The sequence below is a fragment of the Streptococcus timonensis genome (genome assembly GCF_047460355.1).
Classification (GTDB): Bacteria; Bacillota; Bacilli; order Lactobacillales; family Streptococcaceae; genus Streptococcus; species Streptococcus timonensis_A.
On the sequence record NZ_JASHGL010000001.1, the window covers coordinates 328,697 to 353,820 of the forward strand.

Here is a 25,124-nt window from a genome sequence, read left to right on the forward strand (position 1 = left end):
GGCTTCTAAGGTTGCTTTTCTTTGATTTTTAAGATATAATATTATGGATTATCAAGAAGGAGGTAAAACCTTTGAGCGACAAATCAAGAGAAGAAGAAAAGCTAAGTTTTAAAGAGCAAATATTGCGAGATTTAGAACAAGCAAAAACCGATGAAAAAACCGATGAAAAAACATCTGGAGAAATTAACGAACTTTTTTCAACATTAATGAATCCTTCTGATTTAGATTCAGAGAAAAAACAATTTGAAAATTCTGCACAGGAGTTGATTGCGGACTCAGTTTCAACAGTTGACCAATTAATTGCTAATGCACCTACAGTACCACCGCGTCCTTCTAATTTAAAAGAAGATATTGAAGAATCTAATAAAGTTTCTGAGACAAATAATACTTCTAAAATGATAAAGCCAAATGATGGAGAATCCACTTCTAGTCCTACGAAAGTTCAAGTATCGTATCGTACGCAAGGTGGAAAATCAAGTGTTCCAAAACCTAAAAAAGAAGTAAAGATTGAAACTAAAAGTCAAGAAGTTCCTGTTAAAGTTAATTTTAAACCTACAACAAAAGCAACAGAAATAACAGGCACCACAGAGACAACAGAATTACCTAAAAGAAGACGTAGAGAGTCGGAAAAACCAGCTAAGAAAAAGAAAAAATCACATGTAAAAGGCTTTTTCGTGACATTATTAGTTTTAATCGTTCTACTTGGAGCGGGGGGGTACTTTGGTCTTCAATATGCTGAATCAGCATTGCAACCTGTAGATCCAAACTCTAAGCAGTATGTGAGTGTTCAGATTCCTGATGGTGCTAATATACAAGAAATTGCCTCAACTCTAGAGAATTCTGGTTTGATAAAAAATAGTTTGGTATTTACTCTCTATGTTAAGTATAAAAACTACTCAGAATTTAAATCAGGTCACTATAACTTGCAAAAGAGCATGAGCACAGATGATTTGATTAAAGAATTGCAAAAAGGTGGAACACCTGAACCTCAAGAGGTTACACATGCAAGCTTAACCATTCCAGAAGGATATACACTTGAACAAATTGCTCAGACGGTAGGTCAATTACAAGGTGACTTTAAAGAAGCTCTGACAGCAGAAGCCTTTATGACAAAAGTTCAAGATGAAGCCTTTATTGCTCAAGCGGTAGCAAAATATCCAACTCTTCTTGAAAGCTTACCAGCTAAAGATAGTGGTGTTCGTTACCGTCTAGAGGGCTATCTATTCCCTGCAACTTATGCAATCAAAGAAAGTACAACTGTAGAGAGTTTAATTGATGAAATGTTAGCAGCGATGGATAAAAACTTATCCGCCTATTATGCTACTATCAAAGAAAAGAACTTGACAGTGAATGAGCTCTTAACCATTGCTTCTCTTGTAGAGAAGGAAGGTGCAAAAACAGAAGATCGTAAGTTGATTGCTGGGGTCTTCTATAACCGTTTGAATATTGGTATGCCACTTCAAAGTAATATTGCTATCCTTTATGCTGAAGGTAAACTTGGTCAAAACATCAGTTTGGCTGATGATGTTGCTATTGATACAGCTATTGATTCACCATATAATGTTTATACAAATCTTGGCCTTATGCCTGGACCAGTAGACAGCCCAAGTTTGGATGCAATCGAATCAAGTATCAATCAGACTAAGAGTGAAAATCTTTACTTTGTTGCTAATGTTCAAGATGGTAAAGTTTACTTTGCTGCAACGCAAGAAGAACATGATCGTAACGTTGAGGAACATATCAATAGTAAACTGAAACAATCAAATAACTCTAACTAAAATTATGTGGTTTTCCACATAATTTTGCTTTCAGGCAAATAATATTTTATAGAATTAAAAGAAAGTTGAGAAAAATGGTAGAAAAAACTTATCCAATGACCATTGAAGAAAAAGAAAAACTCGAAAAAGAATTAGAAGAGCTAAAACTAGTTCGTCGTCCAGAAGTTGTTGAACGTATCAAAATCGCGCGTTCATATGGTGACTTGTCAGAAAACAGTGAATACGAAGCAGCAAAAGATGAGCAAGCCTTCGTTGAAGGACAAATTTCAAGCTTGGAAACAAAAATTCGCTATGCTGAAATTGTCAACAGTGATGCCGTTGCTCGTAATGAGGTTGCTATCGGACGTACTGTAACTATCCAAGAAATTGGCGAAAAGGAAAAAGAAGTATACATCATCGTAGGTTCAGCTGGGGCAGATGCCTTTGCAGGTAAAGTTTCAAATGAAAGCCCAATTGGTCAGGCCTTAATTGGTAAGAAAAAAGGTGATATTGCTACTATTAACACACCAGCAGGTAGCTATGATGTAAAAATCTTAAAGGTTGAAAAAACAGTTTAAGTAGAAATTTATGAAATGAAGAAAAGCTCATCAATTACCTTGATGAGCTTTTCTAGTTTGACAGACTATCTAAATAAGGTTATAATCAAGCTATAGGTGTCTTTAGGAGGTTTGTATGCAGGTAAGATTGGAAAATACAGGGTCTCAGAAATCGCAAGTAATAGGAGACTTGATTCGCTCCTATAATCGTTCCAAAAGAGAAGTTGCTGAAAGCGAGCCACTTAATCTGTATATTGAAGATGAACATGGTGAGATCATGGCTGGATTAGTAGCAGAGACTTTCGGGAATTGGTTAGAAATTGAGTATTTGTTTGTGAAGGAGGACATACGAGGACAAGGAATCGGATCCCAACTATTGCACCAAGCAGAAAGTGAAGCTAAAAAGAGAAACTGTCGCTTTGCTTTTGTGAATACCTATCAGTTTCAAGCGCCAGCCTTTTATCAAAAGCAGGGCTACAAGGAAGTCTTTACCTTAAAAGACTATCCCTACACTGGACAAAGGCACTATTATCAAAAAGATTTGTAAACAGAGAACTCTCTATCATGTAAGTGGTAGAGAGTTTTTTTGTAAAAAAAATCTCACAAAATGATAGATATATATTGCATAATGTAAAATATATGATATAATAAAGTTGAAAAAAGAAGCGCGACTTTTAAAATTAAGGAGGAGGTAACAAGTGGCTAAGAATTTAAAATTAAAGTTAGCTCGAGTGGAGCTTGATATGACACAAGGTGATTTGGCAGAAGCTGTGGGTGTCACTAGGCAGACTATCGGTTTGATAGAAGCTGGAAAGTACAATCCTTCGCTTTCACTTTGTCAATCCATTTGTAGATGCTTAGGGAAAACGTTGGATCAATTATTTTGGGAGGAAGAAGATGAAAAATAGATTTTTTTATTATCAATTACTAGACGAAAGAGAAGAACAACTGATGAATAAAGCGGGGGCTGAAAGTTTCTATATCTCTATAGCTTTCTTGCTTTTATCTTATATGATTGCAGTATTAGCACCAAGTCTTTTTAATCCGAGAATGATTCTCATCATTATCATTATTGGAACTTTTTACTTTTTCAACCGTGCTCGAAGTCTAGGTGTAACCTATTATAGTCGTTTCCATTTTACAATTTTAGGATGCCTATTATTAACTCTAGTGATTACAGCTAGCTTGATGCTACAAAACTATCAGTTCAATATCGAAATTTACCAGCACAACCCTTTACATTTTAAATACATTTATGCTTGGGTATTTACTTATGTCTTTTATCTCCCTTGGGTATTTATTGGCAACTTAGGTTTGAAAAGTTATGGTGAATGGGCCCAGAAAAAGTTTGAGCAGGATATGGATGAACTTGAGAGTATGGAATAGCTTGTTAGCTTTTTCTCCATCTTGGTAAAATGTGTTATAATAGTACTAATTTATGAGAAAAGAAGAAATATTTTCTTCTTTTTACAAATAAGGAAGAAGGACAGTATATGTACCCAGATGACAGTTTAACATTGCACACAGATTTGTATCAGATTAACATGATGCAGGTCTACTTTGACCAAGGTATTCATAATAAGAAAGCTGTTTTTGAGGTTTATTTCCGCCAACAACCGTTTAATAACGGCTATGCTGTTTTTGCAGGGTTAGAGAGGATAGTAAAATACCTAGAAAACTTACGCTTCTCAGACAGTGATATTGATTATCTAGAATCACTTGGTTACCATGGTGCATTTTTAGACCATCTCCGTAATCTCAAATTGGAGTTGACGGTTCGTTCTGCTCGGGAAGGTGATTTGGTTTTTGCTAATGAACCAATCGTTCAGGTAGAAGGTCCTCTGGCTCAGTGTCAATTGGTTGAAACAGCCCTTTTGAATATCGTTAACTTTCAAACTTTGATAGCAACTAAGGCAGCACGCATTCGTTCTGTCATTGATGATGAACCTTTGATGGAGTTCGGAACACGTCGTGCGCAAGAAATGGATGCGGCTATCTGGGGAACACGTGCGGCTGTAATTGGTGGTGCTAATGGAACTAGTAATGTCCGTGCAGGGAAACTCTTTGGCATCCCTGTTTTAGGAACACATGCTCATTCCTTGGTACAGGTCTATGGGAATGACTATCAGGCTTTCAAAGCTTATGCCTCGACCCATCGTGACTGTGTCTTTCTAGTAGATACTTATGATACCCTTCGTATCGGTGTACCTGCAGCTATTCAGGTTGCTCGTGAACTTGGAGATAAGATTAACTTTAAAGGTGTTCGTATCGATTCAGGAGATATTGCTTACATTTCTAAGAAAGTTCGACATCAGTTGGATGAAGCTGGTTTCCCAGATGCCAAAATTTATGCATCCAATGATCTAGATGAAAATACTATCCTTAACCTCAAGATGCAAAAGGCTAAGATTGACGTATGGGGTGTGGGTACTAAACTTATCACTGCCTATGACCAACCTGCTCTTGGTGCAGTTTATAAAATTGTGGCTATTGAAGATGAAAATGGTCAGATGCGCAACACCATCAAACTCTCTAGCAATGCTGAAAAAGTTTCAACTCCAGGTAAGAAACAAGTTTGGCGCATTACTAGTCGTGAAAAAGGAAAATCTGAAGGTGATTATATTACCTATGATGGCGTTGATGTGTCAAATATGACTGAACTCAAGATGTTCCACCCAACCTATACTTACATCAAGAAAACTGTCCGCAATTTTGATGCAGTTCCTCTCTTGGTGGATATTTTCAAGGATGGAAAACTAATCTATGATTTACCGAGTCTTCCTGAAATTCAAGCTTATGCTCGCAAGGAATTTGATAAGCTTTGGGATGAATACAAACGTGTTCTGAATCCACAACATTATCCAGTAGACTTAGCGCATGATATTTGGCAAGATAAGATGGACTTGATTGACAAGATGCGCAAGGCAGCTCTAGGTGAAGGAGAATAAGAATGAGTTTACAAGAGACCATTATCCAGCAATTAGGGGTTAAACCTGCCATCGATCCTCAAGAAGAAATCCGTCGTTCTATTGACTTTCTAAAAAGATATTTGAAGAAACATCCCTTCCTTAAAAGTTTTGTATTAGGAATTTCTGGTGGTCAAGACTCGACTTTAGCTGGTCGCCTTGCCCAATTAGCTATGGAAGAAATGCGAGCTGAAACCGGTGATGATTCTTATAAATTTATAGCGGTTCGCCTGCCTTATGGCATTCAAGCTGATGAGGATGATGCCCAAAAAGCCCTAGCTTTTATCCAGCCAGATGTGAGTTTGGTGGTCAATATCAAGGATTCTGTAGATGCAATGGCAGTGGCAGTAGAGGCTACTGGTAGTCCAATGTCAGACTTTAATAAAGGGAATATCAAGGCTAGAAACCGGATGATTGCCCAATATGCACTCGCAGGAGCTCAGAGTGGAGCAGTTATTGGTACTGACCATGCTGCAGAAAATGTCACAGGTTTCTTTACCAAGTTCGGTGACGGCGGTGCAGATATTCTACCTCTCTATCGTCTCAACAAACGTCAAGGAAAACAACTATTGAAGGTGCTTGGAGCTGATTCTGCTCTCTATGAAAAAGTACCGATTGCCGATCTAGAAGAAGAGAAACCAGGCTTGGCAGATGAAGTTGCACTCGGTGTAACTTATGCAGAGATTGATGACTACCTGGAAGGTAAACAAATCAGCCAAGAAGCACAAGCAACCATTGAAAAATGGTGGCACAAAGGCCAACACAAACGCCACCTACCAATCACAGTGTTTGATACGTTTTGGGAGTGAGACAGAAATCGGTAACTCGAAGAGTTCGATTTCGTAGTCTCACCCCCGCAAGGATGACTAGGCTTGAAAAAGCTTGATAAAGCGTATTTCAAGCCAGACAGCTACTGCGTCATGAAATTAGAGGAAATTGTTGTTTTCTCAATGTTCATGAGTATAGTGTTTTTACCCCGAGCCTGAAAATAGAAAAGCGAGGTAGAATTATGAAATCCATAGGTACAAAGACATTACATACTGAACGGTTGCTATTGCGACGCTTTTGTGAAACTGATGCTCAAGCCATGTTTGAAAATTGGGCTTCTAGTCTAGATAATCTAACCTATGTTACTTGGGATCCTCATCCAAATGTTGATTTTACAAAGAACTCAATAAGAACTTGGGTAGCATCCTATGACAATCCAAATTACTACAAATGGGCCATTAGTCTCAAAGAAAACCCAGAATATGTCATTGGAGATATTAGTCTGGTCAGTGTGGATGAAGAAAACTCTAGCTGTGAAGTCGGATATATCTTAGGGATGGACTACTGGGGACGAGGACTCATGACAGAAGCCTTGAAGGCTGTTTTATCATACTGTCTAGATGAGATTGGATTTGAAGAGGTTGATGCTTGCTATGCAAGTTTAAATCCCGCCTCTGGTCGTGTGATGGAAAAGGCGGGTATGACTTTTTGGAAGACAATTCCAAATGCAGTTGAACGAAAAGGTTATATAGCTGATAAAATTTATTATCAAATCAAAAAGGCGGTGAGACAGAAATCGGTAGACGAAGTTACGATTTCGTAGTCTCACCCCCGCAAGGCTGACTAGGCTTGAAAAAGCTTGATAAAGCGTATTTCAAGCCAGACAGCTACTGCGTCAAAGTGTTATACTCAATGAAAATCAAAGAGCAAACTAGGAAGCGAGTCGTAGACTGTACTTGAGTACGGCAAGGTGAAGCTGACGTGGTTTGAATTTGATTTTCGAAGAGTATTAATGTCAGAAAAGGACGAGATTTTACATCCCGTCCTTTTTTATATTTGATATAATTCAGCTTAATCAAAATAAAGCAAGTCTTTGCTGGTACTTGTAAAGAGGTCGAAGCCATCCTTCGTAACAACACCGCAGTCCTCGATACGAACACCGACTTTACCAGGGATATAGATACCAGGTTCAACAGAGAAGCACATGCCTTCTTCGATAACCATGTCGTTTCCTTCCATGATAGATGGGAATTCGTGGACATCCATACCGATACCATGACCGAGACGGTGATTGAAGTACTCACCATAGCCAGCTTTTTCGATCACTTCACGAGCTGCACGGTCAACCTCATGAGCTGTTACACCAGGTTTGATAAAGTCAAGGGCAGCCTGTTGAGCTTCTAGAGTCAAGTTGTAAATATCTTTCTTGAACTGGTCAGGTTTACCAACAGCGACTGTACGAGTCATATCTGATGCATAACCATTGACCATCACACCGAGGTCAAAGAGGAGAAGGGCATTGTTTTCAACCTTGTTAGCTCCAGGAATACCATGTGGATTCGCAGCATTATCACCAGTCAAGACCATGGTATCAAAGCTCATTTCATAGCCTTCACGTTTCATAGCAAAGTCAATCTGAGCAATGATATCAGTTTCCGTATTATCAAGAGAGATATTATCAAAACCAACTTTAACAGACTTGTCGGCGTAAATACCCGATACCATCATCTTTTGCACTTCGTCTGCAGATTTGATTAAGCGCATGCGTTGGATCAATGGAGTTAAGTTGTCAAACTCAGCACTTTCAAAGACTGTTTTCAAGCCATGATATTTGGTCAAGATGAGATTATCAAACTCAACTGCTACACGTTTGAAATCAAGCTGTGGCAAGGCATTTTGGATTTTCTTCCATGGGTTTTCAGAGTCCACGTAGCCAACTACCAGGAAAGAGACAGTGCTAGTCGCACGTTCAACCTCAAGGGCTGGAACGAAGAGAAGCGGTTCCTGATCTGCAAGGACAAAAAGGAACATTTGGCGTTCGTGTGGATCACTGTAAAAGCCAGTTAGGTAATTAATTGTGACGGGGTCAGATACGACAGCGACGTCTAGCTTTTCTGATTCAAGATAAGTTAAGATTTGTTGTAATTTAGACATATGCTACCTTCTTTCTACCCCTCTATTTTGGCAAAAAATAGGAGAAAAAGCAAGGGAGAAGGAGAAAAGGATACAAAAAAATTCCAACAGCTAATAGCATGTTGGAATCTAAGTATTAATTGAAGTCTGCCTTGCTTTTAACATCGCTGTATTCTTCAGCAACTTCTTGGCTAAGAATATCCTCGTAAGTTGGTAAAACAATGTCCTGACCGTATTTTTTCTTGAGGGCAGTAGTGACCAAACGATAGGCTAGATTGGCATTACGAGAAAGGATTGGACCGTGGAAATATGAACCAAAAACGTTTTTATAGTGAACACCTTCACCGATTTTTTCTTCATTATTTCCATTTCCATAAACAACCTGACCGAGTGGTTTTTGGTCATCTGAGAGGAAGGTGCGGCCTTGGTGATTTTCAAATCCATAGTAGGTTTCATCGAATTCTTCATTGTGAATCTTAATATCACCGATGAAGCGGTTATTGGTTTGGTTGAGTGTGTAGTGTCCCATAACACCCAATCCTTCAATACGCTTGCCAGAAGCTTCAATATAGTATTGGCCTAATAGCTGGAAGCCACCACAGATAGCAAGGACAACACCGTCATTTTGGATAAAGTTGTCGATACTTTCTTTTTTAGCAGGTAAGTCACCAGCAATGATGCTTTGTTCAAAGTCTTGACCACCACCAAAGAAGGCAATATCATAGTAGTTCTCATCAAAATCATCATGGAGAGAAACGATGTCAACTGTAACATGGGCACCAAGCTTTTCAGCTACATACTTGAGCATGAGGATATTTCCATTATCTCCGTATGTATTCATAAGGTTTCCATAGAGATGGGCTATATTTAGCTGGTATGGATAGTTGCCGTCTGTTGATGAAAGTGAAGTATAAACCATTAGTTCATCTCCTTTCTAACAATCTGACGATTAGCTAGTAATTCTCGGAATTCTAGCATAGCCGTATAAGTCGCAAGGATATAGGCATGCTTGCAGTCTTGAGCTTCGATTGTTTTGAGAACTTGTTCCAGGCTACTTGTTTCAGTGATTTTATCAGCTGGATAGCCAGTAACACGTAGACGACGAGCAATTTCAGAATGACGAACGCCACCCGCATTGATCTCAGGAATGTCCATACCAGTAATTTGCTCAAAGTCAGCATCCCAAATCCAGCTGGTATCAATCCCGTCTGCATAATTTGCATTGAGGAGAACAGATAGACTAAATGGGTAAGGAGCTAGTTTGATCATTTCGATGGCCTGGGTAGCACCAACAGGATTTTTAATAAGAACCAGTGTGCATTCCTTGTCACCGATATGGAAAGTTTCTTGGCGACCGAAAACAGCTCGACTCTTGTCAAATCCTTGTTTAATCAGTTGAGAATCAGCGCCTAGGTAACGAGCGATAGCAACTGCAGCCAGAGCATTGTAGATATTGTAGAGGCCACCGATTTGAATACCGTATTCTTGGCCGTCGATAACAAATCGAGAGCGATTGTTGGTCAATTCAACCAGTTCAGTCAGACGATAATTCAGCTCAGGACGTTTACATCCACAATTTTCACAGATATAAGCTCCCAAGTTGGCATATGTATTTAGCTCATATTTTAAAATACTTTGACATTCAGGGCAGAGAATACCTTCAGTATTGTAGTGAGCAAGTTGCGCTGGACCTTTTTCCAGATCAAAACCAAAATACTGAACAGGATTTGAAATTGCAGGCTTGTAGAAAAGCGGACTATCACCGTTCAGCAGAACAGTAGCAGTAGGAACTTTTCGAATAGCGTCCAAAATCATGTTGTAGGTCGTATAGATCTCACCGTATCGGTCCATCTGATCGCGGAAGATATTAGTGATAACGAAAAGACTAGGCTGGATATAGTCACAGATATGTGAGAGACTAGCTTCGTCGATTTCAAGTACTGCTATATTTTTTCCAGTTTTTGAAGATTTTGCAGTCAAGAAAGTAGTCGTAATCCCTGTGATCATGTTGGCACCACTTGGATTGGTTAACACTTGACCATAAATTTCCTTTAGGATACCGACAGTGAGAGCGGTTGTCAAGGTTTTTCCATTGGTACCAGTTACCACAACAATTTCGTAGTTTTTCGCTAAATTTTGTAGAATATCTTTATCAAATTGAAGGGCGAGTTTTCCAGGCAGCGTACTTCCACGGCCAAGACGGCTCAAAATAAAGTGAGAAGAACGCCCAGCAAGAAGGCCCAAAGTAGTTTTTAATTTCATGTTTCTATTATATCATAAATGCTGAAAAAGACAGATTTGAGATTTTGTATAAGAAAAACAGCCCGCTATCGGACTGCTTTCTATAATTAAATCGCAAACAAGTCATTCAAGTTTTCAGCCAATGTTGGGTGAGTGAAGATTTGTTTTGTGAAGTAAGTGTATGGGATTTTGTTGTCCATAGCAACAGTAATAATGTTGATGATTTCTTGTGATCCTTCTGAAAAGATAGTTGCACCTAGAATTTCTTTAGTTTCAGTGTTGACAACAGCTTTGAAGGCTCCACGAAGGTCACCATTTACATGACCACGAGGCATAGCAGCAACAGGGATTTCCTTAACAGCGTATGGAAGTTTCAAATCAGCTGCTTGGCTTTCAGTCAAACCAACTTGTGAAAGTGCTGGTGTGATAAACATAGTGTTTGGAACATTAAGACGGTCTTCAAGTGTGTAACTGCCATCACCAGCAAGGTAGCTGTAAACAACACGGAAGTCATCTAGTGAAATGTAGGTAAATTGAAGTCCACCGTTGACATCTCCAACTGCAAAGACACCAGGAACGTTTGTTTGACAATGTTTGTCCACCTTGATAGCGCCACGTTCAGTTAGTTCAATATCCGTATTTTCAAGTTGAAGTGGCTCTACATTTGGTTTACGTCCAGTTGCGTAGAGAAGGGCATCGAAACGGTAGGTTTCTTTTTCAGTCACAACAAGAACTTGATCACCATCGTTTTTGATTTCAGTAGTGTGGATATTTTGAAGTAGTTCAATGCCGTCTTCTTCCATGTATTGTTTAGCAAGAGCAGCAATAGAAGGTTCTGCGCGAGGTAGGAAAGTATCTAGAGCATCTAGTACTGTTACCTTGCTTCCAAGTTTATTGTAGAGACCAGCAAACTCAAGACCGATATTTCCACCACCAAGGATTCCAAGCTTTTCTGGCAATTTGTCCAAGTTTTGGATGCCTGTTGAGTCAAAGACGTTCTTACTTGTAGCAAGACCTGGGATTGGTAATACATTTGAAACAGCACCAGTGTTGATGACGATAGTTTCAGCAGTTAGTTCTTGTTTTTCATCTCCAGCTTGAATTTCGATGACTTTGTTTGAAACAAAGTGGGCTTCGGCATCAATGATATCAACTCCAGTACCAGCGATAGTCGCATAGTTTTTACCATTGAGGCGGCTCGTAATGGTATTTTTTGTTGCCATAACCTCGTCAAATGACAAGTCCTTTTCTGCAGCAACTAACAAGGTTTTGGTTGGAATACAACCAATGTTGATACAAGTTCCTCCGTACATAGCCTTGTTTCGCTCGATAAGAGCTACTTTTTTTCCAGCTGAAGCTAGTTTCCCAGCAAGCGTCTTACCTGCCTTACCAAATCCAATGACAATTAAATCGTATGTTAACATTTTTAAATCCTCCTGTTTGATTTCATTCTAGCACAAGAAAAAAATTTTTTCACAATTCTGCTACGCTAAAATAAAGGGATTACATTTTTTTAAAACAATCGACGATGATTTTTTAAGAACTATTTAGTGAAGAGAAGAAGAGTTTGGTAAAAAAATCGTTTACATGATTTAATCAGAGGGTTTGACTATCTTTTAACCCCTTCTTGTGTTATACTAGATAAGTTGCAAAGAAAGCAGTACTTTTCTTTAGTGGAAAAGAAGCAACACGATCTTTCATATTAAGATATGAAAATACGTCATGAAAAGAAAAGTATAAACTAAGCGCTATAGGGTGGCTTCGCACCACCTTTAGAAAGAAGAATAACGTGAAATTTAATGAATTTAACTTGTCTGCTGACCTTTTAGCAGAAGTTGATAAAGCAGGATTTGTAGAAGCAAGTCCTATCCAAGAGCAAACCATTCCTTTGGCTCTTGAGGGAAAAGATGTTATCGGTCAAGCACAGACTGGTACAGGGAAAACAGCGGCCTTTGGCTTGCCAACCCTTGAAAAAATTCGGACAGAAGAAGCGACAATCCAAGCTTTGGTGATTGCGCCAACTCGTGAACTTGCAGTTCAAAGCCAAGAAGAGCTTTTCCGCTTTGGTAGAAGCAAGGGTGTAAAAGTTCGTTCAGTCTATGGTGGTTCAAGCATTGAAAAACAAATCAAGGCTCTTAAATCAGGTGCTCATATCGTAGTAGGAACACCAGGGCGTCTTTTGGACTTGATTAAACGCAAGGCTTTGAAATTACATGATATTGAAACCTTGATTTTAGATGAAGCAGATGAAATGCTGAACATGGGATTCCTTGAAGATATTGAAGATATCATCTCTCGTGTACCGGAAAATCGTCAAACCTTGCTCTTTTCAGCGACTATGCCAGATGCCATCAAACGTATTGGTGTTCAGTTCATGAAAGAACCTGAGCATGTCAAGATTGCTGCTAAAGAATTAACAACAGAACTGGTAGACCAGTACTATATCCGTGTTAAAGAACAAGAAAAATTTGACACCATGACTCGTCTCATGGATGTTGATCAACCTGAGTTGTCTATTGTCTTCGGTCGTACCAAACGTCGTGTGGATGAATTGACTCGTGGGCTTAAAATCCGTGGTTTCCGCGCAGAAGGGATTCATGGAGATTTGGACCAAAATAAACGTCTTCGTGTCCTTCGTGATTTTAAAAATGGCAACCTTGATGTTCTCGTTGCAACAGACGTGGCTGCTCGTGGTTTGGATATTTCAGGTGTGACTCATGTCTACAACTACGATATCCCACAAGACCCTGAGAGTTATGTTCACCGTATTGGTCGTACAGGACGTGCAGGTAAGTCAGGTCAGTCTATTACCTTCGTTTCACCTAATGAAATGGGTTATCTCCAAATCATTGAGAACTTGACTAAGAAACGTATGAAAGGTCTCAAGCCTGCAAGTGCAGAAGAAGCCTTTCAAGCTAAGAAGCAAGTAGCTCTTAAGAAAATTGAACGTGATTTTGCGAATGAGGAGATTCGTAGCAACTTTGAAAAGTTTGGCAAGGATGCTCGTCAATTGGCCTCAAAATTCAGCCCAGAAGAATTGGCCATGTATGTTCTCAGCTTAACTGTTCAAGACCCAGACAGTCTTCCTGAGGTTGAGATTGCACGTGAAAAACCGTTACCATTTAAACCATCTAGTGGTGGCTTCGGTGGCAAAGGCAAGGGTGGTCGAGGAGGCCGTCGTGGTGACGACCGTAGAGAACGTGAACGCCGTGGCAATGGACGTCGTGATGACTATCGTAAAGGTGGACGTTCAAAGGATCGCTTTGATAAAGAAAAGCGTTACCGCAAGGACACTAAAAAACCACGCACCACATCAAGCGAGAAGAAAACAGGCTTTGTTATTCGTAACAAGGGTGATAAATAAGAAAAAGCGGTTCATTTTGTGAATCGCTTTTTATATATAAGGAGACCTAAATTAAAGTAGAAAAAATTATACTTGAAATTGTATTTATATATTTATTATCTTGTAATATTATATTATCAAAAAAATAAATGGATGTCAATTATAAATGTTAAAAAAACAGCAAAAAATTGCGAATATAAAAGAATTGTGATGCAATAAGCAATTTTCAGATAATTATTGTAATAAAGACTTTTCTATGTTATAATGGAAGCGATTATATGCGAGGTAAAAAATGGCACATTTATTAGAAAAAACAAGAAAAATCACATCAATTTTAAAGCGTTCGGAGGAGCAATTACAAGATGAGCTTCCTTATAATGCCATTACACGTCAATTAGCAGATATTATTGACTGTAACGCTTGTATTGTGAATAGCAAGGGTCGTTTGTTGGGCTACTTTATGCGCTACAAAACTAATAATGACCGAGTAGAGCAATTCTTCCAATCAAAGACTTTCCCAGAAGATTATGTGCAAGGTGCAAACATGATCTACGATACGGAGGCCAATCTTCCAGTAGAGCATGATTTGACAATTTTCCCAACTGAGAGTCGCTCTGATTTCCCAGATGGTTTGACAACGATTGCTCCAATCCATGTCTCAGGGATTCGCTTGGGTTCATTGATTATATGGCGTAATGATAAAAAGTTCGAAGATGAAGATTTAATTCTTGTTGAAATTGCCAGCACAGTAGTAGGAATTCAACTCTTAAACTTCCAACGTGAAGAAGATGAGAAAAATATTCGTCGTCGTACGGCTGTAACTATGGCGGTCAATACACTTTCTTACTCTGAACTTAGAGCAGTATCGGCTATTCTAGCTGAATTAAATGGTAATGAAGGTCAATTAACAGCTTCAGTCATTGCAGACCGTATCGGTATCACTCGTTCTGTAATTGTTAATGCCCTTCGTAAACTCGAATCTGCAGGGATTATTGAGAGTCGTTCTCTTGGTATGAAAGGAACCTATCTCAAAGTTCTAATTCCAGATATTTTTGAAGAAGTGAAAAAGAGGGACTATTAATGGCTAAGGCTTTAATTTCTATTGACTATACAGAAGATTTTGTAGCGGATCATGGGAAACTAACTGCGGGTGCTCCAGCTCAAGCAATATCTGATGATATATATCAGGTGACCCAAAAGGCTTTTGAACGTGGAGATTATATCTTTTTCACCATCGATGCCCATGAAGAAAATGATGTCTTTCATCCTGAAAGTAAACTATTCCCACCACATAATATTATTGGGACTAGTGGACGCAATCTGTATGGCAAGTTAGCAGACTTTTATCAGGAGCATGCTGGAGATAGTCGTGTTTTCTGGATGGACAAACGTCACTATTCGGCTTTTTCTGGAACAGATTTGGATATCCGTCTCAGAGAGCGTAGAGTAGATACAGTCATTTTGACAGGAGTTCTTACTGACATTTGTGTCTTGCATACGGCGATTGATGCCTATAATCTTGGTTATCAGATAGAAGTGGTCAAACCAGCAGTTGCATCCATTTGGCCTGAAAACCATACTTTTGCTCTAGGACATTTCAAAAATACTCTTGGAGCTAAGTTGGTAGATGAAAAACTGAATGAAATTTCTGAATAAGAACGATGAAAAACTGAAAAAATCTGAAAAAAGTCTTGACAAAGAATTTTAAAGTTGATATACTAGTAAAGTAATCGACGCGGGGATGGCGGAATTGGCAGACGCGCAGGACTAAGGATCCTGTGACCGCTTTAGGTCGTGAGGGTTCAAGTCCCTCTCTCCGCATAATAGTGAGCTAGCTTTGGCTAGCTTTTTATTTTTTATAAAAAAGAGCAAAAATATTTTTGCTCTTTTTTTGTTATTTCATAAACATTTCATATTTGAATATTATAATGGTTTTACAAATATGGAGGTGCTATATGAATCCCACTCAAAGAGCTTGGGCTTACGTCAGCAGAAAACGACTGAGAAGTCTCATATTATTCCTGATTCTATTTGTCTTATTGGCTGGAATATCGGCTTGTTTGACGCTTATGAAGTCCAACAAAACAGTAGAAAATAATCTCTATCGCTCATTGAATACGTCTTTTTCGATTAAAAGAATTGAGCCAGATCAGACTTTTCAATTGTCTCAACTAGATGACCTTAAAAAAATACAGGGGCTGGACGAGATTTCTCCAGAGCTTGAGACAATAGCTAAGTTGACTGACAAAGAAGTCGTTACTGGAGAACAAAGTATCCAAAGGGATGATTTGACAGAGGCTGAAAAAAATCTCATCAGTTTGATAGCTTTAGAAGATTCCTCTAAGGATGTCTCCTTCACTAGCTCTGCCTTTACCCTTAAAGAAGGAAGACATATCGAAAAAGGGGACAGTAAAAAAATCTTAATCCACGAAGATTTAGCAAATAAAAACAATCTAAAAGTAGGAGATAAGATCAACTTAAGTCCTGGACAAGTAGAAGCTAGTTCTGGACAAAGTCTAGACTATGAAATCGTAGGTATTTTCTCAGGTAAGAAGCAAGAAAAATTCACTGGTCTATCATCAGATTTTAGTGAAAACACGGTCTATACAGACTACGAAAGTAGCCAAACTCTTCTTGGAAATAAGGAAGCTCAAGTTAGCGCTGCTCGTTTCTATCTAGAAAATCCAAAAGATATGGATAGTATCATTCAAGAGGTTGAAAAGTTATCTCTGGAAACTAAAGGTTACCAAGTCGAAAAGGAAAATAAGGCTTTTGAACAAATCAAGGATTCAGTTTCGACCTTCCAAACCTTCTTACAAATTTTCCTCTATGGCATTATGATTGCTGGTGTAGGAGCGCTAATCTTGGTCTTATCTCTTTGGTTACGAGAGCGAGTCTACGAGGTTGGTATTTTATTGGCACTAGGGAAAGGAAAAATTGCAATCTTTAGCCAATTCTGCCTAGAAGTCATCTTGGTTTCGTTGGCATCTATTCTGCCTGCATTTGTGGCTGGGAATGCCATTACTTCCTATCTCTTGAAGACTGTACTAGCAAGTGGCGACCAAGTTGCACTACAAGATACTCTATCAAAAGCAACGAATCTTTCAACAAGTCTTCTATCATTTGGAGAATCTTATATCTTCCTACTTATAATCAGCTGCTTGTCAGTTGCACTTTGTTTTATCTTTTTATTTAGAAAATCACCGAAAGAAATTTTATCATCCATTAGTTAATGAAGGAGAAATCATGACTTTACTACAATTACAAGATCTTACTTATCGTTACAAAAACACTGCAGAAGCAGTATTATATAAAATCAATTACGATTTTGAACCTGGCAAGTTTTATAGTATTATCGGAGAATCGGGAGCTGGGAAGTCAACACTCTTATCTCTATTAGCAGGACTTGATAGCCCAGTCGAAGGTGCTATCCTATTCGAAGGCAAGGACATTCGTGAACAAGGTTACTCTTATCATCGGATGCACCATATCTCTCTAGTTTTCCAAAATTATAACCTGATTGATTATCTTTCTCCATTGGAAAATATTCGCTTGGTCAATAAAAAAGCTAGCAAGGATACCCTTCTTGAACTTGGTTTAGATGAAAGTCAAATCAAGCGGAATGTTCTCCAATTATCAGGTGGACAGCAACAACGGGTTGCCATTGCTCGTAGCCTTGTATCGGAAGCACCAGTGATTTTAGCAGATGAACCAACAGGAAACTTGGATCCTAAGACTGCTGGGGATATCATCGATTTGCTCAAATCTCTCGCTGAGAAAACAGGCAAGTGTGTGATCGTTGTGACCCACAGCAAGGAAGTAGCACAAGCATCAGATATTACACTTGAATTGAAGGATAAGAAATTGACTGAAACAAGGAAAAATAGTAACTAAAACTTTTAAACATATTAAAAACTGAAGTAAATCTAGAAAGGAATCTTATGTTACACAACGCATTTGCCTATGTCACAAGAAAATTTTTCAAGTCTATTGTGATCTTTCTTATCATTCTCTTGATGGCTAGTTTGAGTTTGGTCGGCTTATCAATCAAGGGAGCAACAGCCAAGGCTTCTCAAGAAACCTTTAAAAATATCACCAATAGTTTCTCCATGCAAATCAATCGTAGGGTCAATCAAGGTACTCCACGTGGTGCTGGAAATATCAAGGGTGAAGATATCAAAAAAATTACTGAGAATAAGGCCATTGAATCCTATATCAAACGGATTAATGCTATCGGTGATCTGACAGGCTATGAACTGATTGAAACGCCTGAAACCAAAAAAAATCTAACTCCAGATCGAGCTCAACGTTTTGGAAGTAGCTTGATGATAACAGGGGTTAATGACTCTTCTAAAGAAGACAAGTTTGTGTCAGGCTCTTACAAACTGGTCGAAGGTGAGCATTTAACCAAGGACGACAAATACCAGATTCTCATGCACAAAGACTTAGCTGCTAAACATGGCTGGAAGGTAGGGGACAAGGTCAAACTGAACTCTAATATCTACGATGCAGATAATGAAAAAGGAGCCAAGGAAACAGTAGAAGTAACGATCAAAGGACTTTTTGATGGACATAACAAATCTGCTGTAACCTACTCACAAGAACTTTATGAGAATACAGCTATCACAGATATTCACACAGCAGCTCAACTCTATGGTTATACAGAAGATACAGCTATTTATGGAGATGCTACCTTCTTTGTAGCTGGAGATAAGAATCTAGATACTGTTATGCAAGAATTAGGAGCGATCAACGGTATCAACTGGAAGATGTATAGCTTGATTAAGAGTTCATCTAACTATCCTGCCCTCGAACAATCTATCTCAGGCATGTACAAGATGGCTAATCTTCTCTTCTGGGGTAGCTTGAGCTTCTCTGTTCTTCTACTGGCTCTCTTACTGACACTATGGATTAACGCCCGTCGTAAAGAGGTTGGAATTCTCCTTTCAATTGGTCTAAAACAAGCAAGTATTCTAGGACAATTTATCACAGAAGCAGTTATGATTGCAATTCCAGCACTAATTTCAGCTTACTTCTTAGCTAACTATACTGCTCATGCCATTGGAAATACTATTCTTGCAAATGTCACATCAGATGTGGCTAAACAGGCAAGTAAGGCAGCCCAAGCCTCTAATCTTGGTGGTGGTGCAGAAGTTGATGGCTTTAGCAAGACTCTTTCAAGTTTGGATATTTCCATTCAACCTTCTGACTTTGCCATCATCTTTGTACTTGGCTTAGTTCTAGTGGTACTAGTTATGGCACTTGCTTCAAGCAATCTCCTCTTTAAACAACCAAAAGAACTCTTGTTGGATAGTGAATAAAAAACCTGCTACCTATTCTCACTCAAATGAGATATAATATAGGTAGCATTTTTGATAGAAAAGGATTTATATGAAAATTCTAATTGTAGAAGATGAAGACATGATTCGCGAGGGAATTAGTGATTATTTGACGGATTGTGGCTATGAAACGATTCAGGCAGCAGATGGCCTTGAGGCCTTAGAACAATTTTCCAATCACCAAGTTGCTCTGATTCTCCTAGATATTCAAATGCCGAAACTTAATGGTTTAGAGGTTTTGTCAGAAATCCGAAAAAGTAGTCAAGTTCCGGTCTTGATGTTGACAGCCTTTCAGGACGAAGAATATAAGATGAGTGCCTTTGCTGCATTAGCAGATGGTTATTTGGAAAAGCCTTTTTCTCTATCGTTGTTAAAAGTACGAGTGGATGCCATCTTTAAACGTTATTATGATACTGGTCGTCTTTTTACCTATAGAGACACCGAGGTAGACTTTGACAGCTATAGCGCCAAAGTGGCTGGTCAAGAAGTTGCAGTGAATGCAAAAGAACTGGAAATTTTAGACTATCTGGTAAAAAATGAAGGTCGAGCCTTAACACGGTCGCAGATTATCGATGCTGTATGGAAGATTTCAGATGAGGTTCCTTTTGACAGAGTGATCGATGTCTATATCAAGGAACTACGGAAAAAATTGGATTTAGACTGTATTCTTACCGTGCGTAATGTTGGTTATAAATTGGAGAGAAAATGAGACGTTCAGGTTTATTTAAAAAAATTTTTATCTATACCTTCTCGGTATTTTCTACCTTGGTCATTTGTTTGCATTTGGCCATCTATTTTCTCTTTCCTCCGACCTATCTCAGTCACCGTCAGGAAAGCATCGGACTCAAGGCTACAGAAATTGCCCAGTCCCTCCAAGGAAAGGATAGTCAAGCTATTCAGGAAGTCCTTGAACTTTATTCTCAAAGCAGTGATATCAAGGGAGCTGTTAAGGGAGAGATGACCGAAGATAAGTTGGAGGTCAATGACAATCTTCCTCTGGATAGACAACGTCAAACAGCCTCCTTGGTTATTGAGGAAAGAGAAGTTCAAACTAAGGATGGTCAGACGATGACCTTACAGTTTTTGGCTTCAATGGATTTGCAGAAAGAAGCAGAAGACATCAGTCTGCAATTTTTGCCTTATACGCTATTAGCGTCTTTTATCATTTCGCTCCTCATCGCCTTTATCTATGCTAGAACCATTGTTGCTCCTATTTTGGAAATCAAACGAGTGACTCGACGGATGATGGATTTGGATGCAGAAGTGAGGTTGCGCGTGGATTCTAAGGATGAAATTGGCGATCTTAAAGAACAAATCAACAGCCTTTATCAGCATCTCTTGACGGTCATTGCAGACTTGCATGAAAAGAACGAGGCTATCCTCCAGCTGGAAAAGATGAAGGTTGAATTTTTGCGAGGTGCTTCCCACGAACTGAAAACACCTCTAGCTAGTCTAAAGATTCTTCTGGAAAATATGAAAGCCAATATTGGACGCTATAAAGATCGTGACCATTATCTGGGAGTTTCTTTGGGTATCGTGGATGATTTGAGTCACCATGTCCAGCAAATCTTATCTCTTTCTTCAGTGCAGGAGTTGCGAGATAAGAAGGAAGTAATCAACCTTCTTGAAATGACAGATTTTGTCTTAAAGGATTATGATTTATTAGCCAAAGAGAGGGAAATCTCAGTTGTGAATCAACTGATTGACCAACAAACTTATCTAAATCCTTCGGTACTCAAGCTCATTCTTTCAAATCTTATCAGTAATGCGGTGAAACACTCTGTCCAAGGTGGTTTCCTAAAAATTGGAGAAAAAGATGGTTGGATGTTTATTGAGAACACCTGTACACCTGAGGAGCAGGATAAATTTGAACAATCCTTTACGTCATCAAGTCGACAAAGCAAGGGAGCTGGTTTGGGACTCTTCGTCGTCAAAAGTTTATTAGAAAACGAAGAAATTGATTATCGATTTGAAAGATATGAAGATCACTTGGTATTTTATATGAACCTGCCTGAGAACAAGGATTAGACAAAGTGGGAAAAGGTTTACATATCTGAGAGTAGAAGAAATTAAATCGAAACTACGGGAAAAACTAGCTTTTTTTCTTAAAATGTGATAAAATGAACAATGTAAATGGGATATCCCAAAAAATATACAGGAGGCCTGATAATATGGCAATCGTTTCAGCAGAAAAATTTGTCCAAGCAGCTCGTGACAACGGTTATGCAGTTGGTGGATTTAACACAAACAACCTTGAGTGGACTCAAGCTATCTTGCGCGCAGCAGAAGCTAAAAAAGCTCCAGTTTTGATCCAAACTTCAATGGGTGCTGCTAAATACATGGGTGGTTACAAAGTTGCTCGCAACTTGATCGCTAACCTTGTTGAATCAATGGGTATCACTGTACCAGTAGCTATCCACCTTGACCACGGTCACTACGAAGATGCACTTGAGTGTATCGAAGTTGGTTACACTTCAATCATGTTTGACGGTTCACACCTTCCAGTTGAAGAAAACCTTAAATTGGCTAAAGACGTTGTTGAAAAAGCACACGCTAAAGGTATCTCAGTAGAAGCTGAAGTTGGTACTATCGGTGGTGAAGAAGACGGAATCATCGGTAAAGGTGAATTGGCTCCAATCGAAGACGCTAAAGCAATGGTTGCAACTGGTATCGACTTCTTGGCAGCTGGTATCGGTAACATCCACGGTCCTTACCCAGCAAACTGGGAAGGTCTTGACCTTGACCACTTGCAAAAATTGACAGAAGCTCTTCCAGGCTTCCCAATCGTATTGCACGGTGGATCAGGTATTCCTGATGAGCAAATCCAAGCAGCTATCAAACTTGGTGTTGCTAAGGTTAACGTTAACACTGAATGCCAAATCGCATTCGCTAACGCAACTCGTAAATTTGCTCGTGACTACGAAGAAAACGAAGCAGAATACGACAAGAAAAAACTCTTCGACCCACGTAAATTCTTGGCTGACGGTGTAAAAGCTATCCAAGCATCAGTTGAAGAACGTATCGACGTATTCGGTTCAGAAGGTAAAGCTTAATCTAGCTGAACTATACAAAACAGAAGCCTGCCCATGAGGGTGGGTTTTTTGTTTCTGGATATATACAGATTATACTGGAAAATTCTTTAACTTAAGTTGCTAAAAGAGTCTAATTTTTGTACAATAATGCTATGAAAATACTGAAAAAATCAGCCCTTGTCCTTCTTAGTTTCCTTATCTTCTTTTTAGTAGGGACATTTATCTTTCATCGTATCAGCTTAGAAAAGGAACAAGCCTCTCTAACTCCTATGGGCAAAACTGTTCTCGTTAATGGGCACAAAATCAATGTTTACGTTGAGGGGGATGGTCCAGAGACAATAGTGTTTCTATCAGGTGCTGGAATTGCTTCCCCGATCTTGGACTTTAAGAATGTGTCGGATTCCTTATCAAAAAAATATAAGGTAGTCATCGTGGAGCGGGCTGGCTATGGTTATAGCGAGGATAGTAATCAATCAAGAGATGTGATGGAAGTTTTGTCTGAGACTCGTCAAGCTCTTTCTCAAGCTAATATATCAGGGCCTTTTATCATTCTGTCTCATTCCATGGCTAGTCTTGAAAGTCTGGTTTGGCAGGAAAAATATCCTGATGAAGTGAAAGCCTTGATTGGTCTGGATTGGGCACTACCATCAAGTTATGAGGATTTAAAGGATAATCAGGTCTTGCTTACTGTGGCCTATTGGAGTAGCAAGATTGGCTTATTACGCTACTTCCCTGACTCCTTTTATATAAAAAATCCAACTCTGACAGAAAGTGAACGACAACAGTATAAACTCCTAGCTTATAAACAGTTGATGTCGCAAGCCATGCTAAATGAATCCAATTTGGTAAAGGAGAATGCTAAGAAAGTAGGAAATTCAATTAATCCTAAAATTCCTGCCTTACTACTGGTTTCTAACGGTCAAGGCACTAGCTTTAGTCAATTAGAGTGGAAGAACTATGCAGAGAGATTTGCTAGTGGACACTCCAATGTGAAAGTCGTCTATATGGATGCGCCTCACGAACTTTATAATTATCAAAGCGATACTATTGTTTCTCACATTAAAGAATTTTTAGAGAATAATTGAGGCCTTAAAAATCTATTAAGACTGATGATAATAATTGAAAGGAATGACTTATGAATAATTCTTATATTTTACTTAGACATGCTCATTCAAGATTTTCAAGTGATGATTTTAATAGAACTTTGTCAGAAAAAGGGTTTTCATCTCTTGACCAGTTAGAGTTTTTGAATTCTTTTAATATTGATTATTATTTTTCTAGTCCTTATAAACGAGCATTTGAAACGATTAATAGCTCGCCAATTCAATTTGATAAAATAGTTCTTGATAATCGGTTACGAGAGCGAAAATTATCTTCAACCTTTATAAAAGATTCTGAGTTTGAAGACAGTATTAAATATTTATGGCAAAATCCCAGTGAATGTCTTTCAGAAGGGGAATCAAATCAAGATGCACTAGCTAGAGTACTAAATTTTTTAATGGAATTGGAAGAGAGATACTCAGAAAAAACGATTTTACTTAGTTCACACGGGAATTTGATAGGAATACTACTACATCACTTTGATTCCAGTTTTGATTATGAAAAATGGGAGCAGATGACCTTTCCAGATTGTTTTCTAATTGATAGAAATGGGATTGTGAAAAGAATTATGAAAGATTAGTTCTTTAATTAAATAGTGATTCATATTGATCAAAACAGTTTGCCTTTTTACAATTCGTAGCCTGCCCATTGGGCAGGTTTTTTGGTGTTTTAAGGAAACTATTAAACCAGAATTTCTGACTCAAAAGCAATATTTTAAGAGAGAAATCTCTAATTTCATAATCTATAAGCAAACGCTTGCATTCCTTTTTTTATTGGATTATAATAGGTTGGTATAAATCCTTCTGTAATAATATTAAGAAGGTGTAGAAAGTAAGGATTTAGAATATTTGTAGTCAAAAATACAATGTTGTTTCTTACGATAAGGAGATAGATATGGCAATGATAGAAGTGCAACATCTTCAGAAAAATTTTGTGAAGACTGTTAAGGAACCGGGCTTGAAGGGAGCTTTGCGCTCCTTTATTCATCCTGAAAAACAGACCTTTGAAGCGGTCAAAGATTTAACTTTTGAAGTTCCAAAAGGGCAGATTTTAGGATTTATCGGGGCAAATGGTGCTGGGAAGTCGACAACCATCAAAATGTTGACAGGGATTTTGAAACCGACGTCTGGTTTTTGTCGGATTAACGGCAAGATTCCACAGGACAATCGCCAAGATTATGTCAAGGATATTGGAGTCGTTTTCGGACAACGTACCCAGCTATGGTGGGATTTGGCACTGCAAGAGACCTACACGGTTTTGAAGGAGATTTACGATGTGCCAGACTCGCTTTTCCATAAGCGCATGGACTTTTTGAATGAAGTTTTGGATTTGAAGGAATTTATCAAGGATCCTGTGAGGACTCTTTCACTTGGTCAACGGATGCGGGCGGATATTGCGGCTTCCTTGCTTCACAATCCCAAGGTTCTCTTTTTAGATGAGCCGACTATTGGTTTGGATGTGTCGGTCAAGGATAACATTCGACGTGCTATCACCCAGATTAATCAGGAGGAAGAGACAACTATTCTCTTGACTACTCATGATTTGAGTGATATTGAGCAACTCTGTGATCGGATTTTTATGATTGATAAGGGGCAAGAGATTTTTGATGGAACGGTGAGTCAGCTCAAGGAAACCTTTGGCAAGATGAAGACTCTTTCCTTTGAACTGCTACCAGGTCAAAGTCATCTCCTTTCTCACTATGAAGGCCTACCTGATATGACCATTGATAGACAAGGAAATAACCTGACTATTGAATTCGATAGTACCCGCTACCAGTCGGCCGATATTATCAAGCAAACCTTATCTGATTTTGAGGTCCGCGATTTGAAGATGGTGGATACGGATATTGAGGATATTATCCGTCGCTTCTATCGAAAGGAGCTCTAA

Annotated in this window: 24 protein-coding genes and 1 tRNA gene; 21 read left to right on the forward strand and 4 right to left on the reverse strand. The window is 38.7% G+C overall.

What is annotated here, in order from left to right; translation table 11 throughout:
* Positions 1 to 71 precede the first annotated feature (71 nt).
* The 8 genes from mltG (at position 72) to QM941_RS01595 (ending at position 6,871) form a co-directional block, all read left to right on the forward strand.
* Positions 72 to 1,778 carry an endolytic transglycosylase MltG gene (gene mltG, locus QM941_RS01560; RefSeq protein ID WP_414338099.1) on the forward strand — a complete coding sequence of 569 codons (1,707 nt, stop codon included), beginning with the start codon at positions 72 to 74 and terminating at the stop codon, positions 1,776 to 1,778.
* A gap of 74 nt (positions 1,779 to 1,852) precedes the next feature.
* On the forward strand, positions 1,853 to 2,335 hold the full coding sequence (gene greA, locus QM941_RS01565; protein ID WP_414338102.1) for a transcription elongation factor GreA: 483 nt from the start codon (positions 1,853 to 1,855) through the stop codon (positions 2,333 to 2,335).
* 115 nt (positions 2,336 to 2,450) lie between these two features.
* Entirely contained in the window at positions 2,451 to 2,861 is a 411-nt protein-coding gene (locus QM941_RS01570; protein WP_414338105.1) for a GNAT family N-acetyltransferase, read from the forward strand.
* 151 nt (positions 2,862 to 3,012) lie between these two features.
* Positions 3,013 to 3,222, forward strand: coding sequence for a helix-turn-helix transcriptional regulator (locus QM941_RS01575; protein WP_001107501.1), 210 nt, complete (start codon positions 3,013 to 3,015; stop codon positions 3,220 to 3,222).
* Entirely contained in the window at positions 3,212 to 3,700 is a 489-nt protein-coding gene (locus QM941_RS01580) for a DUF6773 family protein (RefSeq protein ID WP_414338108.1), read from the forward strand. The genes QM941_RS01575 and QM941_RS01580 overlap by 11 nt, the downstream gene beginning before the upstream one ends.
* 107 nt (positions 3,701 to 3,807) lie before the next feature.
* The gene (locus QM941_RS01585; protein ID WP_414338111.1) at positions 3,808 to 5,262 is read left to right on the forward strand and encodes a nicotinate phosphoribosyltransferase; all 1,455 of its coding nucleotides are present in this window, start codon (positions 3,808 to 3,810) and stop codon (positions 5,260 to 5,262) included.
* A gap of 2 nt (positions 5,263 to 5,264) precedes the next feature.
* The gene (nadE, locus tag QM941_RS01590; RefSeq protein WP_414338113.1) at positions 5,265 to 6,089 is read left to right on the forward strand and encodes an ammonia-dependent NAD(+) synthetase; all 825 of its coding nucleotides are present in this window, start codon (positions 5,265 to 5,267) and stop codon (positions 6,087 to 6,089) included.
* 200 nt (positions 6,090 to 6,289) lie between these two features.
* Entirely contained in the window at positions 6,290 to 6,871 is a 582-nt protein-coding gene (locus tag QM941_RS01595; RefSeq protein ID WP_414338116.1) for a GNAT family N-acetyltransferase, read from the forward strand.
* Between the two features lie 248 nt (positions 6,872 to 7,119).
* On the opposite strand, the gene QM941_RS01600 is transcribed toward QM941_RS01595, so the two are convergent.
* From QM941_RS01600 to QM941_RS01615, 4 genes are all read right to left on the reverse strand, one after another.
* On the reverse strand, positions 7,120 to 8,202 hold the full coding sequence (locus QM941_RS01600) for a M24 family metallopeptidase (RefSeq protein ID WP_414338117.1): 1,083 nt from the start codon (positions 8,200 to 8,202) through the stop codon (positions 7,120 to 7,122).
* Between the two features lie 115 nt (positions 8,203 to 8,317).
* The gene (gene gatD, locus QM941_RS01605; protein WP_414338120.1) at positions 8,318 to 9,100 is read right to left on the reverse strand and encodes a lipid II isoglutaminyl synthase subunit GatD; all 783 of its coding nucleotides are present in this window, start codon (positions 9,098 to 9,100) and stop codon (positions 8,318 to 8,320) included.
* Positions 9,100 to 10,443: a lipid II isoglutaminyl synthase subunit MurT gene (gene murT / locus QM941_RS01610; RefSeq protein ID WP_414338121.1), complete on the reverse strand. Its 1,344-nt coding sequence runs from the start codon at positions 10,441 to 10,443 to the stop codon at positions 9,100 to 9,102. Before murT ends, gatD begins: the two co-directional genes overlap by 1 nt.
* Before the next feature lie 86 nt (positions 10,444 to 10,529).
* Positions 10,530 to 11,846, reverse strand: coding sequence for an FAD-containing oxidoreductase (locus QM941_RS01615; protein ID WP_414338123.1), 1,317 nt, complete (start codon positions 11,844 to 11,846; stop codon positions 10,530 to 10,532).
* Positions 11,847 to 12,211: 365 nt separating this feature from the next.
* On the opposite strand from QM941_RS01615, the gene QM941_RS01620 reads away from it, so the two are divergent.
* From QM941_RS01620 to QM941_RS01680, 13 genes are all read left to right on the forward strand, one after another.
* The gene (locus QM941_RS01620; RefSeq protein ID WP_414338125.1) at positions 12,212 to 13,786 is read left to right on the forward strand and encodes a DEAD/DEAH box helicase; all 1,575 of its coding nucleotides are present in this window, start codon (positions 12,212 to 12,214) and stop codon (positions 13,784 to 13,786) included.
* Between the two features lie 271 nt (positions 13,787 to 14,057).
* Entirely contained in the window at positions 14,058 to 14,846 is a 789-nt protein-coding gene (codY, locus tag QM941_RS01625; RefSeq protein WP_006150201.1) for a GTP-sensing pleiotropic transcriptional regulator CodY, read from the forward strand.
* Complete coding sequence (locus QM941_RS01630) at positions 14,846 to 15,421, forward strand: cysteine hydrolase family protein (protein WP_414338126.1); 576 nt, start codon at positions 14,846 to 14,848, stop codon at positions 15,419 to 15,421. Before codY ends, QM941_RS01630 begins: the two co-directional genes overlap by 1 nt.
* Positions 15,422 to 15,500: 79 nt before the next feature.
* A tRNA-Leu gene (locus tag QM941_RS01635) sits at positions 15,501 to 15,586 on the forward strand.
* Between the two features lie 134 nt (positions 15,587 to 15,720).
* Positions 15,721 to 16,998, forward strand: coding sequence for an ABC transporter permease (locus QM941_RS01640; RefSeq protein ID WP_414338129.1), 1,278 nt, complete (start codon positions 15,721 to 15,723; stop codon positions 16,996 to 16,998).
* A gap of 13 nt (positions 16,999 to 17,011) precedes the next feature.
* Positions 17,012 to 17,659, forward strand: a complete 648-nt coding sequence (vex2, locus tag QM941_RS01645) for an ABC transporter ATP-binding subunit Vex2 (protein ID WP_004252438.1) — start codon at positions 17,012 to 17,014, stop codon at positions 17,657 to 17,659.
* A 47-nt stretch (positions 17,660 to 17,706) separates the two neighbouring features.
* The gene (gene vex3, locus QM941_RS01650; RefSeq protein WP_414338130.1) at positions 17,707 to 19,086 is read left to right on the forward strand and encodes an ABC transporter permease subunit Vex3; all 1,380 of its coding nucleotides are present in this window, start codon (positions 17,707 to 17,709) and stop codon (positions 19,084 to 19,086) included.
* Between the two features lie 70 nt (positions 19,087 to 19,156).
* Positions 19,157 to 19,813, forward strand: coding sequence for a response regulator transcription factor (locus QM941_RS01655; RefSeq protein WP_414338132.1), 657 nt, complete (start codon positions 19,157 to 19,159; stop codon positions 19,811 to 19,813).
* Positions 19,810 to 21,132 (forward strand): sensor histidine kinase VncS, encoded by a 1,323-nt coding sequence (gene vncS, locus QM941_RS01660; RefSeq protein WP_414338133.1) that lies wholly within the window; start codon positions 19,810 to 19,812, stop codon positions 21,130 to 21,132. The genes QM941_RS01655 and vncS overlap by 4 nt, the downstream gene beginning before the upstream one ends.
* Before the next feature lie 143 nt (positions 21,133 to 21,275).
* Positions 21,276 to 22,157: a class II fructose-bisphosphate aldolase gene (locus QM941_RS01665; protein ID WP_414338136.1), complete on the forward strand. Its 882-nt coding sequence runs from the start codon at positions 21,276 to 21,278 to the stop codon at positions 22,155 to 22,157.
* 131 nt (positions 22,158 to 22,288) lie between these two features.
* On the forward strand, positions 22,289 to 23,221 hold the full coding sequence (locus QM941_RS01670; RefSeq protein ID WP_414338138.1) for an alpha/beta hydrolase: 933 nt from the start codon (positions 22,289 to 22,291) through the stop codon (positions 23,219 to 23,221).
* A gap of 50 nt (positions 23,222 to 23,271) precedes the next feature.
* A complete protein-coding gene (locus QM941_RS01675; RefSeq protein WP_414338140.1) occupies positions 23,272 to 23,817 on the forward strand; it encodes a histidine phosphatase family protein in 546 nt (181 codons plus the stop codon).
* A 314-nt stretch (positions 23,818 to 24,131) separates the two neighbouring features.
* Entirely contained in the window at positions 24,132 to 25,124 is a 993-nt protein-coding gene (locus QM941_RS01680; protein WP_414338141.1) for an ABC transporter ATP-binding protein, read from the forward strand.

Excerpts from the sequence above, each read along its gene's own strand:
- greA (WP_414338102.1), top strand. The coding sequence starts at position 1,853 with ATGGTAGAAAAAACTTATCCAATGACCATTGAAGAAAAAGAAAAACTC.
- QM941_RS01570 (WP_414338105.1), top strand. The coding sequence starts at position 2,451 with ATGCAGGTAAGATTGGAAAATACAGGGTCTCAGAAATCGCAAGTAATA.
- QM941_RS01580 (WP_414338108.1), top strand. The coding sequence starts at position 3,212 with ATGAAAAATAGATTTTTTTATTATCAATTACTAGACGAAAGAGAAGAA.
- QM941_RS01585 (WP_414338111.1), top strand. The coding sequence starts at position 3,808 with ATGTACCCAGATGACAGTTTAACATTGCACACAGATTTGTATCAGATT.
- nadE (WP_414338113.1), top strand. The coding sequence starts at position 5,265 with ATGAGTTTACAAGAGACCATTATCCAGCAATTAGGGGTTAAACCTGCC.
- QM941_RS01595 (WP_414338116.1), top strand. The coding sequence starts at position 6,290 with ATGAAATCCATAGGTACAAAGACATTACATACTGAACGGTTGCTATTG.
- QM941_RS01600 (WP_414338117.1), bottom strand. The coding sequence starts at position 8,202 with ATGTCTAAATTACAACAAATCTTAACTTATCTTGAATCAGAAAAGCTA.
- gatD (WP_414338120.1), bottom strand. The coding sequence starts at position 9,100 with ATGGTTTATACTTCACTTTCATCAACAGACGGCAACTATCCATACCAG.
- murT (WP_414338121.1), bottom strand. The coding sequence starts at position 10,443 with ATGAAATTAAAAACTACTTTGGGCCTTCTTGCTGGGCGTTCTTCTCAC.
- QM941_RS01615 (WP_414338123.1), bottom strand. The coding sequence starts at position 11,846 with ATGTTAACATACGATTTAATTGTCATTGGATTTGGTAAGGCAGGTAAG.
- codY (WP_006150201.1), top strand. The coding sequence starts at position 14,058 with ATGGCACATTTATTAGAAAAAACAAGAAAAATCACATCAATTTTAAAG.
- QM941_RS01630 (WP_414338126.1), top strand. The coding sequence starts at position 14,846 with ATGGCTAAGGCTTTAATTTCTATTGACTATACAGAAGATTTTGTAGCG.
- QM941_RS01640 (WP_414338129.1), top strand. The coding sequence starts at position 15,721 with ATGAATCCCACTCAAAGAGCTTGGGCTTACGTCAGCAGAAAACGACTG.
- vex2 (WP_004252438.1), top strand. The coding sequence starts at position 17,012 with ATGACTTTACTACAATTACAAGATCTTACTTATCGTTACAAAAACACT.
- vex3 (WP_414338130.1), top strand. The coding sequence starts at position 17,707 with ATGTTACACAACGCATTTGCCTATGTCACAAGAAAATTTTTCAAGTCT.
- QM941_RS01655 (WP_414338132.1), top strand. The coding sequence starts at position 19,157 with ATGAAAATTCTAATTGTAGAAGATGAAGACATGATTCGCGAGGGAATT.
- vncS (WP_414338133.1), top strand. The coding sequence starts at position 19,810 with ATGAGACGTTCAGGTTTATTTAAAAAAATTTTTATCTATACCTTCTCG.
- QM941_RS01665 (WP_414338136.1), top strand. The coding sequence starts at position 21,276 with ATGGCAATCGTTTCAGCAGAAAAATTTGTCCAAGCAGCTCGTGACAAC.
- QM941_RS01670 (WP_414338138.1), top strand. The coding sequence starts at position 22,289 with ATGAAAATACTGAAAAAATCAGCCCTTGTCCTTCTTAGTTTCCTTATC.
- QM941_RS01675 (WP_414338140.1), top strand. The coding sequence starts at position 23,272 with ATGAATAATTCTTATATTTTACTTAGACATGCTCATTCAAGATTTTCA.
- QM941_RS01680 (WP_414338141.1), top strand. The coding sequence starts at position 24,132 with ATGGCAATGATAGAAGTGCAACATCTTCAGAAAAATTTTGTGAAGACT.